We start from the raw sequence: 17,516 nt of genomic DNA, 5'->3' as shown, positions 1-17,516 counted from the left end.
GCGTTGCCTATGCTAATGGCGAGGTCCGGCGTTCAGCGGCGTCGTCGAAGCAGCCGCGTCCGAGGCGGTCAGCTTCGCACCGCCGGACTCGTAGCCGTTCGTGTAGAGGAGGAATGCCATGACGTCGGCGTATTCGTCATCGGACAATTTTCCGGGACGGTCGGCGGGCATGTTCGTCGACATGTATTGATAGATGGCGCCGATCGTCAGATGTGAGTTTGACGCCGGCGCAAATGCCGGGCCGCTCAGCGCGGGTCCCGTGACGCCATCGAGTTCCACGCCGTGGCATTTCGCGCACGCGCCGGCGTAGATATCCTTGCCGTGTGCCACCTGCACATCGTTGAAAGAAGGCGCCGCGCCGCTACTGCTTGCCGAGACCTTGATGAAGCCACCGCCTTGGTGCGCGGCGTGCTGTGTGCCGTTTACGGGCCGCTCCGACGTGTTCGTCCACACCGCGTTCATGATGAGGGGATTGCGGGCGTGAACGGGCGCGGCGGCTGCATGCAGGACGGAGTCGGGCAGTTCCCAGCTACGCGTGAGCGAAGCGAGGCGACCGTCGGCGGTCATTTTCGATAGCGCACGATTGATCCGCGTCTGCAGGTCGTCGGTATCCGGGCCGGACGCGAACACGAGGCTCCAGTCGGCATAGTCGGACTGCACGGGCGCAACGTTGAAGTGCAATTGCGGATGCGCGCGTTGATACGCGACCACCGCCGGATACCACACGATCGCACGCTGCGCGCGGCGCTTCGCGACGGCTTCGACGGTCATCGCGGACGTGTTCTCCAGATCGAAACGGGCGTTCTTCTGCTGGACCGCAATCAGTTGCGACGGGCTCGACCAGGTGGCGGCGACGGTCTCCTTGCCATCGACTGTCGCAACCGGGCGGGCATCGCGCAGTGTGACGTTGACGTATCCGGAGCGCAGATAGCCCTGTGAGAAGCTCAAATGCGCGTCCGACGCATCGGCTTGAGCCGAGCGCGGAAAGCCGGCAATCACATCGCAGTTGCGTCCGAGTGATTTCATAAGCTCACGGGCGGAGATGCCGTCGTCGTCATTGCCGTCGTCGATGCCGTGCGCAACGAACGTGGCATTGATGCCCGCCGTGCGGAACACGGCACGTGCGACGGCTTGATCGAGCGCTGTCGAGGGGCTGCCGGGCATCGTGCAGACGCGCACGCCGGCCGACGCGTGCACCGGCACCAACGCAACGCTTGCCGCGAACGCGCCCGCTGCGGCGATCTGGGTGAGTCGAGTATTCATGGTCTTGCGTTCCGGGAAAGGCTGGGGTGTCGCGCCCGGCACGAAGTGCAAGGGCGCGACGCGGTAGAGCAGGGAAGTCGCGATCAGCTGCGATCGAGCGCGAACACGTAGAGCGTGCCGCCGCGCGGGACGTCCTTGGCGACTTCGGCCATCGGGCCACCCCAGATCGGATTGGCGCCGCCATATCCCGCGAGCACCGCGACGTACTCCTTGCCGTCGATTTCGAACACCGAGGGTTGCGCGACGATGCCGCTCGCGAGTTGCGGGCTTTCCCAGAGGACCTTGCCTGTCGAGATGTCGAACGCGTACAGATGGCCATCAAGCGAGCCGCTGAACGCGATGCCGCTCGCAGTCGTTGCGACGCCGCCATTCCACGGCATCTTCGTCCAGTGGCCCCACAGCTTCTTGCCGGTGTCCACGTCGATGGCCTGCAGTTCGCCATAGCCCTGACTGCCCGGTTCGGGCTTGATCTCGAAGCCTTCGCCGAGATAAGGCAAACCTTCCATGTAGCTGACCGACTTGCCCGAAAGGCTCATGCACGCGTGCAGTGCCGGCACGACAGCAATGTGGCGTTCGGGGTCATACGAGACCGACCACCAGTTCTTTCCACCGAGGAAGCTCGGGCAAGTATCGATCGTCGTGCCAGCCTTCGGAAACTTGCTTTCGTCCTGAACCGGGGCGCCGTCCGCCGTGTAACCGGTCACCGACGTTGCCTTCACGAATGGCTCGGCGTAGATCAGCTTGCCGGTTTCGCGATCGATGGCGTGGAAGAAGCCGTTGCGGTCTGCATGAATAATCGCTTCGTAATCCTTACCGTTGTGCTTGATCTTGGCGAGAATCGGCGTGTTCACACCGTCATAGTCCCAGGTGTCGTTACGCGTGTACTGGTAATGCCACTTCAGATTGCCGTTTTTTGGATCCAGTGCGAGCAGCGAATCGGAGTAGAGATTGTCGCCGGGACGCAGCGCAGCGAGCCACGGGCCCGGATTGCCGACGCCCCAGTACAGCGTCTGGGTTGCGGCATCGTAGGTGCCGGTCAGCCACGCGGCGCCGCCGCCGTGTGCCTGCATGCCGTCGGGCCAGGTCTCTGCGCCTTTCTCTCCGGAGCCGGGAATCGTGTAGCGCTTCCACAAGATCGAACCGTTCTTTGGATCGAGGGCAGCGATGTAACCGCGGATTCCGTATTCACCACCCGACGTACCGACGATGATCGCTCCGTCAAGCGCGAGTGGCGCGAGGGAGAACGCGTAGCCGAGGCCCGGTTCGAACATCTGCTTCTTCCAGAGCAGGTTGCCGGACTGTGCATCGAGTGCGGCAACTTCGCCGCTCAACATGGCGACGTACACGTTCTTGCCGTACAGGGCGACACCGCGGTTCACGACATCGCAACAAGCCGTCTTGAACGATTCCGCGCCGAGCTTCGGCTCATATTTCCAGAGCTGCTCGCCCGTCTTCGCGTCGAACGCATAGACATTATCTTTCGGCGTGCTTACGAAAAGATAATTGCCGTTGACGATCGGTGTCGCCTCGAATCCCTGCTTCAGTTCGGCGGGAAACTTGTAGCTCCATGTCTGCTTCAGTTGGGCGACATTGGAAGCGTCGATCTGTTTGAGCGGCGAGTGTGACTGGCCGCTGTAAGTCCGATAGTAAGTGAGCCAGCCGGGATCGCTTTGCGCGTTGGCGAGGCGGTCGTAGGTCACGGGTGGATAGTCGGCGGCTGCATTCACCGAAACAGTGGTTAGCGTCAACACGGCCGCCATGCCGATGCCGCATGCCGCCAACCGGCTGCCCGTTCTCGAACGTCGCTTCATAGTTGTCTCCTTGATATTTGTGTTTGCACTGCCGCTATGCGCGCGTTGTCGTGCGTCCGGACGGCGCCGTGCCGCGAGCGTGCGCATTTACGCAAGTCGTATGCCACTCGCCCGGGAAGCACAGCAGACATGGCTTCCAGTCGAAAACGCGGATTCGTCCGTCATGTGTTCGGTGTGATCGATCTGTTTCATTCCGGTACACCTCGACTCGCATGGTGTTGCCGAACATGACAGTGGTTGCGCTCCGGACATCGAGCGTGCTCGCGCCGACACTTCCCCCGGCACATCGCCCGCTATTGATCTAGATCGAAAGAGCGTGTTGGCAGGGATTTCTGCGGACGTGCGGTTTTGCACGCAGTTACTGGCTGAGCAGCACGCAGGGCAGCGCTTGACGGCTGATGCCTTGGGGTGAGTCCGAATATCGAGATGAGGGCGATTCAAGTAATAAAGACGCAGCCAGCCGAGAGTTCCGGCTGCGCGATTGCCGATACGAACCGGCATCGCGATCGCTTTTACCGGGCGCTGTGCGCCGCGCACGCCCGGCGCCGATCATCGGGTCCGACGATTGTGTGACGTGGACCTTGCGTGTATCGACAACATACATCCGGCCGGACAGCGGACCACCTGGAGAAGACAATGCGCAATGACGTTCAACCGGCCGACGCTGAGGCGGCCGTGCGGGCCGTTGGCTGGCCCGCGCCGTCGCTCCGGAAGGCGCACGAACGTTCGGAAACGTTCGGACTGAGGGCGTCGGCGCGGCCGGACTATGACGTCCTCACGGGTGCCGGACTCACGCTCAAGCGCGAACAGAACCGCGTGTTGTGCGCGCATGCGATGCCAGTGATGGAAACGCTGCACGAGCAGATCATCAACACGCAGAGCATGATTGTGCTGACGAATGCCGAAGGCCTGATACTCCACTCCGTCGGCGACGACGATTTCCTGCAGCGTGCGGAGAAAGTGGCGTTACGTCCTGGCGCGAACTGGTCCGAGAACCGGCAAGGCACGAATGCGATCGGCACGGCGCTTGCCGAAGGCTGCGCGATGGTGGTCCACGGCAACCAGCACTATCTGTCGGCAAACCAGTTCCTGACATGCTCGAGCGTGCCGATTATCGATCCGTATGGCGATGTGATCGGCGTGCTCGACGTGACGGGCGATCATCGCAGCTATCACCCGCACACGATGGCGCTCGCGAAGATGTCCGTGCAGATGATTGAGAATCATCTGTTCACAACGACCTTTCACGAGACGCTGCAAGTGTCGTTTCATAGTCGTCCTGAGTTTCTCGGGACACTGATGGAAGGCATCGTCGCGTTTACAAACGATGGGCGCTTCCTGTCGGCGAACCGCAGCGCGCAGTTTCAGCTCGGGATCCCGCTTGCCGGATTGCGAGCGCACACGTTGTCGTCGCTGTTCCAGCTCACGACCACGCAACTGATCGATCGCGTCCGTGCGAGTCTCGACCCGTACACCATGCTGAATCTGAGCAACGGCACCGTCGTCTGCGCGCGCGTGCAATTCAGGCGAGCGTCGGCCGCGGAAGGCAGCCGTCCCGCCGACGTGCACGACAATGCACGGCGACCCGTCCGCACGAGTGCCCCGCAACCGGCCGCGGGCCTGTCGCGGCTCGGGTACCTCGACACGGGTGACGTTCAGGTGGCATCGGTCATCGCGAAGGTCCGCAAGGTGATCGGTAAGGACATCCCGATTCTGATCACCGGCGAAACCGGTACCGGCAAGGAACTGCTCGCCCAGGCGACGCACAATGATTCGCCGCGCCGCGACGGGCCGTTCGTCGCGGTCAACTGCGCCTCGATTCCGGAGACGCTGATCGAATCCGAATTGTTCGGCTACGAAGAGGGCGCGTTTACCGGCGCGCGGCGAAAGGGCGCCGTTGGCAAGTTGCTCCAGGCCAATGGCGGCACGCTCTTTCTCGACGAGATCGGCGACATGCCGTATCCGCTGCAGGTGCGCCTGTTGCGCGTGCTGCAGGAGCGGGTCGTCAATCCGCTCGGTTCGGCAAAGACCATCCCTGTCGACATTGCCATCATTTGCGCGACGCACCGTGATCTGCGCGAGTTGATTGCGCAGCACCGTTTCCGCGAGGATCTCTACTACCGGCTCAACGGCCTCGTAGTTCGGCTGCCGCCCCTGCGCGATCGCACCGACCTTTCCATCGTGATCCAGAAGATGTTGCAGCACGAATCGGCTGCTGGCGCGGGCCATCGGCCGCTCAGCGTCGCGCCTGATGTGATGGCGCTGTTCGAGCGCTGCACGTGGCCGGGAAATTTCCGGCAGCTCGGCAACCTGCTGCGCACGGCGGCGGCGATGGTCGACGACGATGGCGAGATCCGGCGCGAGCATTTGCCAGAAGACTTCTTCGAAGACCTGCGTGGCGACGATGCGGCGGATGCAGTGGCGAATGAACTGCATGCAGGCGGCGTGCCGGTCCCGCAAGGCGGAAGTCTGCAGGACGTCGCCACTTCGGTTATCGCGGCCGCCCTCGCGCGCCACGGCGGCAACGTGTCTGCCGTGGCGCGTTCGCTTGGGGTGTCGCGAAACACGATCTATCGCAGGATGCCGGCTGCCACGCCTTTACGCGACGATGATTGACGTGCGACTTCGTTTGCTTGCGTAACCGCGTCGGCGTTTCCCAACTTGCCGCTCATCACAGGGGGTGTTGCATGCTGCAACACCCCCTGTGTCGTTATTCGGCAGCGTTTTCGCATCCGGCGCGCCGCTGACCACGGCCGCGACTGAGCGGCAATAACGGGCTAAATCCGGACGACTGCAAGTGCGAGATGCGTGGCCTGCGTTAGCTACTCCGGGAGTCGGAATGGGTGAGCCGGATACTCGATGTCGCCGGCGTCCCGCGGCGCAATCGCCAGAAACCAGCCAGGCAAAACCCCCCAGAACTTCATAAACTTGATGCAGCCGGTCCGGATCAAGGGCAGCCTTGGTCCGGGCAAGCTTTCATCGACCCGAGGGCGCTAATCCGGACCGGTCAGGATTCTCGAGGTAATCATCATGAATGGGCGCAAGGTGTGCCAGCTATTGCTGATACTGGCGGCCGTAGCTTTCAGTGGCGCGGCGATGGGAAGGGGGCCTGGAGGCTATAGCGGTGGCGGTTTTTACCACGGCGGCGGCAGTGACGGCTGGGGCAGTTTTCACCACGGCGGTTTTCACCACGGTCACGGTTGCTGCGTCTCGTTTGGCGGGGTCTTTTTTGGCCCGAGCTTCGTCTGGGGCTATCCGTGGCCCTGGTACGGCTATCCGGTGGCCGGCTGGCCCGTGGTCGTCGGCGCGTCTGAGCAGGAGCCGGTTCAGTACGTCGAGCGGGAGCCGCTCGAGCCGCAGCAATCCGGTGGCGGCGGGGTGCCGGAACCGGGTTACTGGTACTACTGCGCGATGCCGGAAGGCTACTACCCGAATGTCAGGTCCTGTCCTGGCGGATGGGAGCGAGTGCCGCCCCGGCCACCAGGGACCTGAGCGTCAGGCGCTCGTCTGCCGGGAACCCGTTGGCGGCAGGGGTTCTTGCATGTCCCGCAGGTTTCCGAACCTGGCAGCCGTTCGAATAGCCGGTTCGTCGAACCGACGTGGGTCAGCTGCGGGCTGAATCTGCTTCACTAGCCGGTCAAGGAAGCCGCCACGGCCTTCCTGAACGGCATGAAGTGTGACGCAGCACGCAACATGATGTCTCGCGCCAACCGTGCTGGAGCTGTGCTGTTTGTGAAGACGTCGGTGATGAACCGGGTCGCGAGATAGAGCGGCTTTGTAGCGCGGCGGTGCCGGCTTTCGTACCGTGCCAGGACAGAGTCAGCTGCAATGTCGAGGCCATTGAGTCGCGCGTCGAGGATTTCTTTGCTCAGCGTTTCGACACCCACGAGCCCGAAATTGAACCCGTGCGCGGTCACCGGATGCATGCCGACTGCAGCATCGCCGACTGTCGCGAAACGTTGCCCGACAAACCGTCCCGGATAGACGGAAACCAGAGGGTAGACGTGACGCGTGCTCACCAGCTCCATGGACCCGAGCCGCCGCGCGAATCGCTGCTCGATGTTCAAGCGGAATTCTTCCGGGTCGAGACGTGCAAGTTCCGCGATCTCGCGCCCAGGTAGCGTAAGCACCACAGAAGACCGATGCGCATTCGTCGATGGATCGGGATTCAACGGAAGCAGCGCGAGCGTCTGGTCATATCCGAACCACTCCCACGCCGTGTGATGATGGGGCTCGTCGTGCGTCATGCGGCAGACCAGCATGGATTTGCCGAAATCGCGCATTTCGGCCGCAATGCCCATCATTTTGCGCGTAGTAGAAAAACGGTTATCTGCCGCGACGATCAAACTGGCCGAGATGGTCAGTCCGTGTCCCGTTGTCACGTTGGCGGAAACGCTGTCGGTTTTGATGCCGGTTACCGTTTCCGACGTGAGCAGCGTGACGTTACCGTTCTCGGTCATGCCGCCGCGTAGCGCATCATAGGCGGCCTTGCGGATCACGCAATTGGAAACGAGCCAGCCCAGTTCGTTGTGGCCGCCCAGTTCGTGTCCGATCTCCAGCGCGCTCGGCGACGATCCGTTGAAGACCTTGGCGGCGGAAAGCGGCGAGCGCTCGTCTGATTCGATTCGATCCCAGAGGCCCATTTGCTGCATGATTCGCGCTGACCGTTGGGTGAGCGCGATCTCGCGGCCGTCAAATTTCGGATTCTCGATTTCGTCGAGCGATTGCTGTTCGACCACGACAATCCGAAGGCCAGATCCACTCAGTGATCGCGCGAGGCACAGCCCGACGGGCCCGGCGCCAACTATAACGATGTCTGTTTCCATGGTGCGCGGACGACTTGTCCAGAAGAGGGTGGTGGGAGTCCGTGAAGGCTCACGCGTAAACGCTGAGTCATATCGCAGACCGGGCGGTGAAGAGGGCCGTCATGTCATTTGCGTGGCGCGGCGGCTGGCGGTGGATTCGAATCGACAGGCTACTCGACGATTCACGCGACATGAGCCATGCCGTGTTCTCGCAAGTGATTGACCATCATCGCGTCCATTGTCGCTACATGATGTGCGAACCACTCGCGCGCCTCGCGGACCAGTTGCCGTCCCAGGTCGAAGCGGCCCTCGTCGACGATTTTGGTGCGCACGAGGCCGGCCACCTGCAGCACATGGCGATGGTGACCAGCGTGGCAGTGACGCGGGCCAAAGTCCGTCGCTTCCATCCAGGATTCTTCCTGCGCGAAGTGCTGCTCGGTGTGAGCGATCCAGGCATCCAGCGCGGCAATAAACGCTTCGTCGGTGGCACTGTCTGTCAAGTCGAGCAACTGGACAAACTCAGCGTGGATGGTATCGACCTCAGGGTGTCCCAACTGCAGATCGGGAGCGAGTGCGGGAGCGCATTGGGGTACGGACAGGGTCATGGCAGAAACTCGAAGCAGCCGATTTGGCTTTCTTGACGCAAATTATCAAGATAACAAAATGACCTGGTTTTCTCGCTGATTTCGCGCAAACGTCTCGTCATTGAACATTTATTTGATATTTGGGGATTTCGCGGGAGGGGGGGCTGGTTGACCATGGAGCGCTCGTTTCCTCGTTGTCTGTCGAAAGGATGTCGGCCGGCAGCGATCGGGCAGTGGCCGGTGGGCGGCCACGCAATCGGGCCATATTCTGTACAGGCAAGCGAATAGCCGAAGAAACGGGGAAAGAAGGCGCAGTGGCTTCGGTGGCCAGATGATCCGGAACGCGAAGCGCGAGACGGCCCCACGCTGCCGATGCGGTCCGTGCCTAGGCTCCAGGAATTCCCACGGCATGGGCTCTGGCCCCTAACAGCTTGATTTAAGGTCACTTTTCTGTCGTTTGCCCGCCCTTACGAGCATTGCTGCATGTAACGAACTGTCATAAAATATTAGGATTCGGGGACTGTCCCATCCTGCCAGCCGACACCGTTGCTCAGGCGCAAAGCCAATAGTGTAAAGAAAATGAAATTGCAGACGAATTCCATCGCGGTGGTTTTGGCCCCTCCTATTGGCGATAGCCTGATTGGCATGGTTCTCGTCAACAATCTGATCCGGAACGGTCACAATCCGATTGTTTTCGGTTGGGTGGCAGAACAATTGTCGGAGTGGTTTCCGCACGTCACGATTGGACGACTGGACTCGTATCGAAAGTCGTTCGACACGGTGATCGAATTCAGGGCCACCGGTGAAGGGAAAGAGCTGAGCCAGTCAGGCCGGACGATCTGCATACCCGAATTGGCCGAGTTTGGTCGCTCCAGGCACATGATCGATCGTGTCGCGGACGTTGCAAGCAACTTCTTCCAGCTTCGGGACGTCACGCGATCAAACGGGATCACGATACCGTCGCGTGTCAGCCGCGGTCGCTATCCGGACCGAGTTGCAATTCACCCGACGGGAAGCCATCCGGAAAAGATGTGGAGTCAGCGAAAATTTATTTCGCTGGCGCGATCGCTTTCTGCATCCAACCTTCAACCGTGCTTTCTCGTTGCTCCAGGTGAGTTGTCCGCGTGGAGCGAACACGCGGCCTCCGGTCACGACATCAAAGCGCACGCGAGCCTGAGCGATGTAGCGACGGTTATTGCAGAATCCGGCTGGTTTATCGGAAACGACTCCGGACTCGGCCATATTGCGTCTTCAATCGGTGTCCCGACTCTTAGCCTCTTCATGCGGCGAGGTCTGGCACGCGCCTGGCGCCCGGGATGGGGGCCTGGAGTAGTGGCACTGCCTCCTGATCTCGTACCTTCTTCCGCGCTGAAAGAGCTCCTGTGGAAACGGCTGCTATCGGTCCGTCGAGTGTTATCCAGGTTCCACGCTCTCCGGGCTGAGAGTGCGTCGGCAAAGAGTTCTTGAGCCAGATCCGTCCTCGGGGAGGTCGGTGCGTTACCACCTGTGAGCGCCGCGCTCACGGATATCAACTACATAAATATTCTTAACTACGATGCGATCAATCGAGCGCTTCCACCTGGAGCCGAATCACTCGGACGTTGTGTCTGGTCGGCAGCGCTCCCGCTTATTCATCGACAATAGCGATACTGGTCTTGCCGTAGTCGGAAATTCAATTCGATACCAGTTCGAAACGCGGCTTTTCTTTATTCTTATTACGTCTTGTGGTAAATCGTTTAATGAGTCTTTTGCAATTGCGCTACTCGATAAAGGACTGAAACGTGTCATCGCTGAGCGCGTAATTGCCACAGGTCACCACGGTGGATGGCTTCGGAATGCGTCACCAGATGACGAAGATGGTCTTGTACTATCGCTGACTTTAGACGGAAGCGACAGAGAGGACGTCTACTATCGAGCCTCTATCCGGGCTACTGGAATTCCACTTATCCGACCCAGGATTGGTCTACGGCGTATCGCTGAAGGGAAACATCAAGTGCAAAAACTGGTCGAGTTGGAGCCGACTGGCGAAGCACTGGCGAGTATAGAAAAGTGAGAGCGATTTCTGGGGTGCGCCAGAAACTCTCGCGTTAGAACTGCACGCGTTCGCCCCAGGTTCTCAGAAAAAATAATCCGGATTTCTCGCACTGAGCGTGGCCCCTGGGGCGCGCGTTACAGCGGGGTTCTACATCTATCTGCCGGATAATGCTGTTCGATACGCACCGGCTCCTGAAATAAAGCTGAGGGAAACGCGAGGGGTCATTGGCGAATCTGCGGCTTGCAGTACCGGTCGAGAAGTCGGCGTAATGCCCTGTCGTCGGGCAATATATCAGACAGCCGTTAGAATCTCCATTAGACAGCGGTTTTAGCGCACAGCTGAGATCTTTGCGGTACCTGGCGAAAACAGAGACTGAAACATGAAGACGCTGCTGATCGTCTATCACACGATGACCGGCGGAACGCAGCAGATGGCCGAGGCGGCCGCGCAGGCGGCCCGTGAGCAGTCGGGAATCGACGTCCGGTTGCAGCGCGCAGACGCAACGGGCCCCGATGACGTACTCGCAGCAGACGGCTATCTGTTCGCGACGCCCGAGAATCTCGCGGCGATGTCCGGGATCATGAAGGACTTTTTCGATCGCACCTATTACGCGGCGCTCGATCGCGTAAACGGGCGCCCCTACGCGGTGATGATCTGCGCCGGCAGTGACGGGCAAAACGCCTTGCGCCAGATCGATCGCATCGCTACAGGCTGGCGGCTCAAAAGCGTGGCGCAGGGAATCATCGTCTGCACGCACGCACAAACGCCGGAACGGATCCTCGCGCACAAGACCATTGGCGCCGACGATCTGGCGCGCTGCGCCGAACTCGGCGCGGGCCTTGCTGCTGGTCTTGCACTCGGCGTGTTTTAACGTGAGCGCACGGCGTGCTTACGCGACGCGCGGATGCAGATTGATGCCCGGCCCGATGCGCGTGACTTTGAACTCGGTGACGGCATAGGACGCGATGCCCTGGGTGGCAAACGGGTCACTTGCGAGGATCGCGTCGAGCTGCGTGCGCTCGACATTCGACGCGACGATCACGCCGCCATCGCGCGGTACCTTCGGTCCTGCGGCCACGAAAATCCCGGCGGCGAAGTGCTCGTCGAGAAAACGCCGGTGGGCTTCGAGCGCCTCGTCGACCTGGTCGAGCGATACCTTGTAAGTGAGGTGGACGATAAACATTCAGAACTCCAGAATAAATTTGCGCGAGTCGATCAGATGAGGACCTCATGCCGCGCAGACTGGTCGTCGGCCAGCAGGGCAGAGAGTTTGCGCAACGCCGCCTGCAGTTGACCACGATTCGTCGTCGTGCCGAGCGAAATCCGGATGGCGGCGCCGCCGTGTTCACCGACCTTGAACGCCGTAGATGGCGCGACCGCCAGGCCTTCGGCGCTGGCGACCGCGGCCAGTTCGCCCGGTGCCCAGTAGCGCGGCAACTCGTACCAGAGATGGATGCCGTCGCCTGCCGACACGCCGAGCGTCTGCGCCGCAATGCGCTGACGTTCTCTCGCTTCGGTCCGCACCTCTTCGAAAAGGCGCACCGCGGTTCCGTCGCCGATCCACTGGGTGATGAGCGCGTTCGCGATCGGCGCGGTCATCAGCGAAAACGAGCGCAACGCAGTGATGAAACGCGCGCGCGATGCCTCGTCGGGCAATGCGACGAACGCGGTCCGCAGACCCGGCGACAGGCATTTCGACAGCGTGCCGATGTAACAGGTCTCGGTGGGTGCGAGCCGCGCGAGTGGCGGCGGTGCGTGGCGCGCAAAGAGCCAGTACGGATCGTCCTCCACGATGCGCGCGCCGTGACGCGCCGCGACCGCAATGATCTCGCGCCGCCGGGCTTCGGGCATCGTGACGGTCGTCGGGTTATTCAGCGTCGGGTTCAGATAGATGAAGCGGGATCCATGCGCGAGGCACGCCTCGTCGAGCGCGTCGGGACACATGCCGTCCGCGTCGGTTGCGACGGCCTCGACGCGCCGTCCGAGTTGCGGCGCAGCGTGCAGCAGGCCTGGGTAAGTGAGCGGCTCGCTCAGGATCGCGTCGCCGGGTTCGGTGAACGCGAGGATCATCGCGGCGAGCGCTGCCTGCCCGCCGGGGCACATGGCCACGCGCGATTGAGCGACGCGTCCCAGTATCGGGTTCAGCCATGCCGCGCCCGCTTCGCAATCGGCGGGGCTGCCGCCGCCCACGTGATACGTCATCAGCAGATCGACGTTGCTGCGCATGAGCACTTGCGACATGCCCTCGCGCAGCAGCGCTTCCATGTCGATGCCGGCGGGCGGCGGCGGAATGTTCATGCTGAGGTCCACGCGCTGCCGCAGTTCGGCTTCCGGCGCGGCGATGAACGTGCCGAGCGCACCGCGCGCATCGACCAGCCGTCGCCGGCGCGCTTCGTTCAGGCCGCGCGTGATGGTGGTCAGATCGACGCCCAGCCACGCCGCGAGTTGGCGTTGCGCCGGCAACCGGTCGCCTGGGCGCAGGCTGCCGGCGGCGACGCTGCGTTCGATGAACTCGGCGATCTGGATGTAACGCGGGCCTGACTCCGTGCTGAGTGCCGACTGCCAGGCGGCCATCTGGGTCTCGGGGCTGGATGTGCGTTGCGGTGTCATTTTGTCGCACTTGTATGGATGATGTCTTACAATAGCATGCCACTCCAAGCGCATCAATCCATACATAAGTAAATTGTATGTATATCGTCGCAGGGTAGGCTGGGCGGCGGGTTGGGGTGGTTCGGGGAAGTTTCCGCGTGCCTCGTCGTATGGATGGATTCATGCGCTTGTCCCATCAGGAACCCGACATGCGCCATCCACTATTTCAGACTCTGGCCGCCTCGCTAAAGCGGCCGCTTTCCTCCATTCCACCCGATTCACCGCAACCACGCGGTAGTGTGCGCCGTGTCGCAAGCACCGTCGCCACTGGCGCGCTGATGCTGCTCGGCGGCTGCAGTTCCGCGTTGCTCGACCCCAAGGGTGACATCGGCGCTCAGGAGAAGCACCTCATCCTCGTCGCGCTCGGCTTGATGCTGCTCGTTGTGATCCCCGTGATCGTGCTGACGCTCTTCTTCGCGTGGCGCTACCGCGCTTCGAACACGCGCGCGACCTACGCGCCGAAGTGGGCGCATTCCACCGCGATCGAAGTAGTGGTGTGGTCGATACCCTGCGTGATCATCATCACGCTCGGCGTGCTGATCTGGAAGACAACCCATACGCTCGATCCGTACAAGCCGATCGAGTCGCAGCAGAAACCGCTGCGCGTGGACGTGGTCGCGCTGAACTGGAAGTGGCACTTCATCTATCGCGACTATGGTGTTGCCTCCGTGAACGAACTTGCGATTCCCGTCGATACGCCGGTCGAATTCCGGCTGACCGCCGAATCGCTGATGAACTCGTTCGGTAATGCCCCCGTTTTCCACGGTGGGCAGAAGTAGAAACTAAGCGGCCATGGCCAGCCGCTGCTTCGGGGTAAAACCGCCCAATGCCATATTCGGGCGCTCGTGATTGTAAATCCACATCCAGTCGGCCGCCGCTTCGCGAACCTGCTCCAGGTCTTCCCACAGATACTGCGACAACCATTCGTACCGAGCAGTCCGGTTGAACCGTTCGATATACGCATTCTGCTGCGGCTTGCCCGGCTCGATGTATTCCAACCGGATGCCTTGCTTCTGCGTCCACGTCACGATGGCCGCGCTCAGATATTCCGGGCCGTTGTCGCACCGGATGACCTTCGGCTTGCCTCGCCATTCCATATGCTGCTTCAGCGTGCGAATCACCCGCTCGGATGGCAACGAGAAATCCACCTCGATGCCCAGCGCCTCGCGGTTGAAATCATCAATCACGTTCAGCGTCCGGATACTGCGCCCGTCAACCAGCTGGTCATGCATGAAGTCCATCGACCACACTTCATTGATGGCCTCCGGTACCGATAGCGGCTGCGGCGTTTCCCGCACCAGCCGCTTTTTCGGCTTGATGCGCAGGTTCAGCTCCAGCTCGCGGTAAATCCGGTAAATGCGCTTATGGTTCCAGCCGAATCCCTTCACGTTACGCAGGTAGAAGTAGCACAGCAGAAAACCCCAGTTGCGATGGCAACCCGTGATACGCAGCAGCCAGTTGGCAATCTCTTCGTTCTCCGTGTTCAACTTCGCCTCGTACCGGTAGCACGACTCGCTGATGCCAAACGCCGCGCACGCCACACGAATTGACACGCGCCGCTGTTGCACAACCCGCTTTGCCATCTCGCGCCGACGAGATGGCTTCAGAACTTTTTTTGCAGTGCCTCCGAGGCAATCTCAGCCTTGAGCTTCTCCTCGATGTACATCTTGCGAAGCCGGGCATTCTCCGCCTCCAGTTCCTTCATGCGCGACATCATCGACGCGTCCATGCCGCCGTACTTCGAGCGCCATTTATAAAACGTCGCCGAACTGATGCCCAGCTCCCGGCACAGCTCCGGCACCGCCAGTCCGGCCTCCGCGCGCTTGAGCGCCTCCAGTATCTGGCTGTCCGTGAATCTCGACTTCTTCATCTGCAGAACTCCCTCTTAACGAGAAAATTCTACTTCTCCCGACGATGGATTTGCGGGGGCATTACCGTTCTTCATCCCGCAACTGGGCAGTCAGGTCTACGCGATGCCCGCCATGGAGACACAACTGCATCTGATCGCGAACGCACCTGGCACGTATGAGGGGCGTTCAGCGGCGTTCAGCGGCCCGGGCTTCGCGGACATGCATTTCGACACGCTTGCCACGAGCCGCAGCGACTTCGACGCGTGGATCGCACGTGCGAAGGCCACGCCGCGCACGCTCGATACCGCAACGTATGCGGCGCTCTCGCAGCCTGGCCCGAAAGTGCCCGTCACGCTGTATTCGGACGTAACGCCTCATCTCTTCGACGACGTCGTTCAACGCTACATGCGCGGCACCGCCCGCGATCCGATGTGCGGGACCCGTGCGCCCGCACTCTCTCTCGAATCTACCGGCGGGCAAGCGTCCGCCACTCTGGCTGCGGAGTAGTCATGTTTGGAAAACTTACCCTCGATGCCATTCCATGGCACGAGCCGATCATCATGGGCACCGGCGCAATGGTGGCGCTCGGCGGCCTCGTGCTGCTCGCCGCCATTACGCTGGCAGGCAAGTGGACGTATCTGTGGCGCGAGTGGATCACGTCGGTCGACCACAAGCGCATCGGCGTCATGTACATCATTCTCGCCATCGTGATGCTGCTGCGCGGTTTCGCAGACGCCATCATGATGCGCGCCCAGCAGGCCATCGCGTTCGGCGACGCGGCCGGCTATCTGCCGCCGCATCACTACGACCAGATCTTCACGGCGCACGGCGTCATCATGATCTTCTTCGTCGCCACGCCGCTGATTCTCGGCCTGATGAACGTGGTCGTGCCGCTGCAGATCGGCGCGCGCGACGTTGCGTATCCGTTCGTCAACTCGCTGAGCTTCTGGCTCTCCGTCGTGGGCGCGGTGCTCGTGATGGCGTCGATGTTCGTCGGCGATTTCGCGGCGGTGGGCTGGGTCGCGTATCCGCCGCTGTCCGAACTCGGCTATAGCCCGACAGTCGGTGTGGACTACTACATATGGGCGCTACAGGTGTCGGGTCTCGGCACGACGCTCTCCGGCATCAACTTCATCGTGACGATCCTGCGCATGCGCGCGCCGGGCATGAATCTCATGAAGATGCCGGTGTTCGTCTGGACCGCGCTCATCACGAACATCCTGATCGTCGCCGTGTTCCCCGTCCTCACGGGCACGCTCGCGCTGCTCACGATGGACCGCTATCTCGACATGCACTTCTTCACGAACGAGCTCGGCGGCAACGCGATGATGTACATCAACCTCATCTGGGTATGGGGTCACCCCGAGGTGTACATCCTGATTCTGCCGGCGTTCGGCGCGTACTCGGAGATCATCGCGACGTTCTCGGGCAAGCTGCTTTTCGGCTACAAGTCGATGGTCTACGCGACTTCGTCGATCGGTATCCTCTCGTTCTTCGTGTGGCTGCATCACTTCTTCACGATGGGCTCGGGCGCGAACGTCAATGCGTTCTTCGGGATCATGACGTCGGTGATTTCGATCCCGACGGGCGTGAAGCTCTTCAACTGGCTCTTCACGATGTATCGCGGACGGATCCGCTACACCACGCCCACGCTCTGGACCATCGGTTTCATGGTCACGTTCGCGGTGGGCGGCATGACCGGCGTGCTGCTCGCGGTGCCCGGCGCGGACTTCGTGCTGCACAACAGTCTCTTTCTCGTCGCGCACTTTCACAACGTGATCATCGGCGGTGTGGTGTTCGGCTGTCTTGCGGGCGTCACGTTCTGGTTCCCGAAGGTGTTCGGCTTCACGCTCAACGAATTCTGGGGCAAGGTCTCGTTCTGGTGCTGGCTGATCGGTTACTGGCTCGCCTTCACGCCGCTCTACATCCTCGGTTTCGACGGCATGACGCGCCGCATGAACCATTACGACGTGGCGAGCTGGCATCCGTGGCTCGTGGTCGCGCTGATCGGCGCGGTGTTCGTGGGTCTCGGCATTCTCTCGTTCGTCGTGCAGATCGTGGTCAGCGTCCGTGCGCGCGATGCACACCGCGACCTGACCGGCGATCCGTGGGATGCGCGCAGCCTCGAATGGTCGACGGCATCGCCCGCGCCGTTCTACAACTTCGCGCACCTGCCCGTCATCACGTCGATGGAGCAGCACTGGACGAACAAGGAATCGGGCCGAGCCTATGTTCAGCCCAAGTCGTACGAGGACATTCACATGCCGCGCAATACGGGCGCAGGCTTCGTGATTTCGGCGTTCGGCCTGCTGTTCTCGTTTGCGCTGGTCTGGCACATGTGGCTGTTCGCGGCGGTCGGTCTCGTCGGCATGATCGTGACGTTCATCGCACGGAGCTATGACACCGATGTCGACTACTACGTCCCGGCGTCCGAGGTCGCTCGGATCGAAAACGCACGCTTCGCGCTGCTCGGCATCAAGCGCGTTGAACAACGCGAGCAAATCGAGGAGATGGCTTAA

Annotated in this window: 13 protein-coding genes and 1 pseudogene; 7 read left to right on the top strand and 7 right to left on the bottom strand. The window is 61.3% G+C overall.

The annotated features are described in order from the left end of the window. Positions 1 to 12: 12 nt before the first annotated feature. Both L0U80_RS22670 and L0U80_RS22665 read right to left on the bottom strand, forming a co-directional pair. Positions 13 to 1,263, bottom strand: a complete 1,251-nt coding sequence (locus tag L0U80_RS22670) for a c-type cytochrome (protein WP_233870399.1) — start codon at positions 1,261 to 1,263, stop codon at positions 13 to 15. 83 nt (positions 1,264 to 1,346) lie between these two features. Next, positions 1,347 to 3,074 carry a methanol/ethanol family PQQ-dependent dehydrogenase gene (locus L0U80_RS22665; protein ID WP_233870396.1) on the bottom strand — a complete coding sequence of 576 codons (1,728 nt, stop codon included), beginning with the start codon at positions 3,072 to 3,074 and terminating at the stop codon, positions 1,347 to 1,349. 636 nt (positions 3,075 to 3,710) lie between these two features. Here L0U80_RS22665 and L0U80_RS22660 point away from each other — a divergent pair. After that, positions 3,711 to 5,690, top strand: a complete 1,980-nt coding sequence (locus tag L0U80_RS22660; RefSeq protein ID WP_233870393.1) for a sigma-54-dependent Fis family transcriptional regulator — start codon at positions 3,711 to 3,713, stop codon at positions 5,688 to 5,690. 414 nt (positions 5,691 to 6,104) lie between these two features. Further along, a complete protein-coding gene (locus tag L0U80_RS22655; RefSeq protein ID WP_233870390.1) occupies positions 6,105 to 6,566 on the top strand; it encodes a hypothetical protein in 462 nt (153 codons plus the stop codon). Between the two features lie 137 nt (positions 6,567 to 6,703). Here L0U80_RS22655 and ubiM read toward each other — a convergent pair whose 3' ends face one another. Both ubiM and L0U80_RS22645 read right to left on the bottom strand, forming a co-directional pair. Further along, the gene (ubiM, locus tag L0U80_RS22650) at positions 6,704 to 7,900 is read right to left on the bottom strand and encodes a 5-demethoxyubiquinol-8 5-hydroxylase UbiM (RefSeq protein WP_233870387.1); all 1,197 of its coding nucleotides are present in this window, start codon (positions 7,898 to 7,900) and stop codon (positions 6,704 to 6,706) included. Between the two features lie 161 nt (positions 7,901 to 8,061). Beyond that, positions 8,062 to 8,484: a hemerythrin domain-containing protein gene (locus L0U80_RS22645; protein ID WP_233870384.1), complete on the bottom strand. Its 423-nt coding sequence runs from the start codon at positions 8,482 to 8,484 to the stop codon at positions 8,062 to 8,064. A gap of 558 nt (positions 8,485 to 9,042) precedes the next feature. Between L0U80_RS22645 and L0U80_RS22640 the strand changes: the two genes are divergently transcribed. Both L0U80_RS22640 and L0U80_RS22635 read left to right on the top strand, forming a co-directional pair. Further along, positions 9,043 to 9,930 (top strand): glycosyltransferase family 9 protein, encoded by an 888-nt coding sequence (locus tag L0U80_RS22640; RefSeq protein WP_233870381.1) that lies wholly within the window; start codon positions 9,043 to 9,045, stop codon positions 9,928 to 9,930. Positions 9,931 to 10,877: 947 nt separating this feature from the next. Next, positions 10,878 to 11,369 (top strand): flavodoxin family protein, encoded by a 492-nt coding sequence (locus L0U80_RS22635; protein ID WP_233870378.1) that lies wholly within the window; start codon positions 10,878 to 10,880, stop codon positions 11,367 to 11,369. 18 nt (positions 11,370 to 11,387) lie between these two features. Here the strand turns inward: L0U80_RS22635 and L0U80_RS22630 are convergent, their stop codons facing one another. Then, positions 11,388 to 11,681 (bottom strand): YciI family protein, encoded by a 294-nt coding sequence (locus L0U80_RS22630; protein WP_233870375.1) that lies wholly within the window; start codon positions 11,679 to 11,681, stop codon positions 11,388 to 11,390. Positions 11,682 to 11,713: 32 nt separating this feature from the next. Further along, positions 11,714 to 13,072, bottom strand: a complete 1,359-nt coding sequence (locus L0U80_RS22625; RefSeq protein WP_233870372.1) for an aminotransferase-like domain-containing protein — start codon at positions 13,070 to 13,072, stop codon at positions 11,714 to 11,716. Positions 13,073 to 13,425: 353 nt separating this feature from the next. Between L0U80_RS22625 and L0U80_RS22620 the strand changes: the two are divergent. After that, positions 13,426 to 13,890, top strand: a pseudogene (locus L0U80_RS22620) (cytochrome ubiquinol oxidase subunit II family protein); the annotation flags it as partial. Positions 13,891 to 13,929: 39 nt separating this feature from the next. On the opposite strand, the gene L0U80_RS22615 reads toward L0U80_RS22620, so the two are convergent. Continuing rightward, a protein-coding gene (locus L0U80_RS22615; protein ID WP_233862864.1) for an IS3 family transposase occupies positions 13,930 to 15,017 on the bottom strand; the annotation gives its coding sequence in 2 pieces (ribosomal slippage) (positions 13,930 to 14,768 and positions 14,768 to 15,017; 1,089 coding nt in all). A 112-nt stretch (positions 15,018 to 15,129) separates the two neighbouring features. On the opposite strand from L0U80_RS22615, the gene L0U80_RS22610 reads away from it, so the two are divergent. Continuing rightward, the gene (locus tag L0U80_RS22610; protein ID WP_373322255.1) at positions 15,130 to 15,504 is read left to right on the top strand and encodes a COX aromatic rich motif-containing protein; all 375 of its coding nucleotides are present in this window, start codon (positions 15,130 to 15,132) and stop codon (positions 15,502 to 15,504) included. A gap of 2 nt (positions 15,505 to 15,506) precedes the next feature. Beyond that, the gene (gene cyoB, locus L0U80_RS22605; RefSeq protein WP_233870369.1) at positions 15,507 to 17,516 is read left to right on the top strand and encodes a cytochrome o ubiquinol oxidase subunit I; all 2,010 of its coding nucleotides are present in this window, start codon (positions 15,507 to 15,509) and stop codon (positions 17,514 to 17,516) included.

Source organism: Paraburkholderia adhaesiva, from assembly GCF_021390575.1.
Taxonomy (GTDB): Bacteria; Pseudomonadota; Gammaproteobacteria; order Burkholderiales; family Burkholderiaceae; genus Paraburkholderia; species Paraburkholderia adhaesiva.
This window is presented reverse-complemented; position numbering and strand designations above follow the sequence as displayed.

Excerpts from the sequence above, each read along its gene's own strand:
- cyoB (WP_233870369.1), top strand. The coding sequence starts at position 15,507 with ATGTTTGGAAAACTTACCCTCGATGCCATTCCATGGCACGAGCCGATC.
- ubiM (WP_233870387.1), bottom strand. The coding sequence starts at position 7,900 with ATGGAAACAGACATCGTTATAGTTGGCGCCGGGCCCGTCGGGCTGTGC.
- L0U80_RS22635 (WP_233870378.1), top strand. The coding sequence starts at position 10,878 with ATGAAGACGCTGCTGATCGTCTATCACACGATGACCGGCGGAACGCAG.
- L0U80_RS22625 (WP_233870372.1), bottom strand. The coding sequence starts at position 13,072 with ATGGCCGCCTGGCAGTCGGCACTCAGCACGGAGTCAGGCCCGCGTTAC.
- L0U80_RS22670 (WP_233870399.1), bottom strand. The coding sequence starts at position 1,263 with ATGAATACTCGACTCACCCAGATCGCCGCAGCGGGCGCGTTCGCGGCA.
- L0U80_RS22645 (WP_233870384.1), bottom strand. The coding sequence starts at position 8,484 with ATGACCCTGTCCGTACCCCAATGCGCTCCCGCACTCGCTCCCGATCTG.
- L0U80_RS22640 (WP_233870381.1), top strand. The coding sequence starts at position 9,043 with ATGAAATTGCAGACGAATTCCATCGCGGTGGTTTTGGCCCCTCCTATT.
- L0U80_RS22630 (WP_233870375.1), bottom strand. The coding sequence starts at position 11,681 with ATGTTTATCGTCCACCTCACTTACAAGGTATCGCTCGACCAGGTCGAC.
- L0U80_RS22665 (WP_233870396.1), bottom strand. The coding sequence starts at position 3,074 with ATGAAGCGACGTTCGAGAACGGGCAGCCGGTTGGCGGCATGCGGCATC.
- L0U80_RS22610 (WP_373322255.1), top strand. The coding sequence starts at position 15,130 with ATGGAGACACAACTGCATCTGATCGCGAACGCACCTGGCACGTATGAG.
- L0U80_RS22655 (WP_233870390.1), top strand. The coding sequence starts at position 6,105 with ATGAATGGGCGCAAGGTGTGCCAGCTATTGCTGATACTGGCGGCCGTA.
- L0U80_RS22660 (WP_233870393.1), top strand. The coding sequence starts at position 3,711 with ATGCGCAATGACGTTCAACCGGCCGACGCTGAGGCGGCCGTGCGGGCC.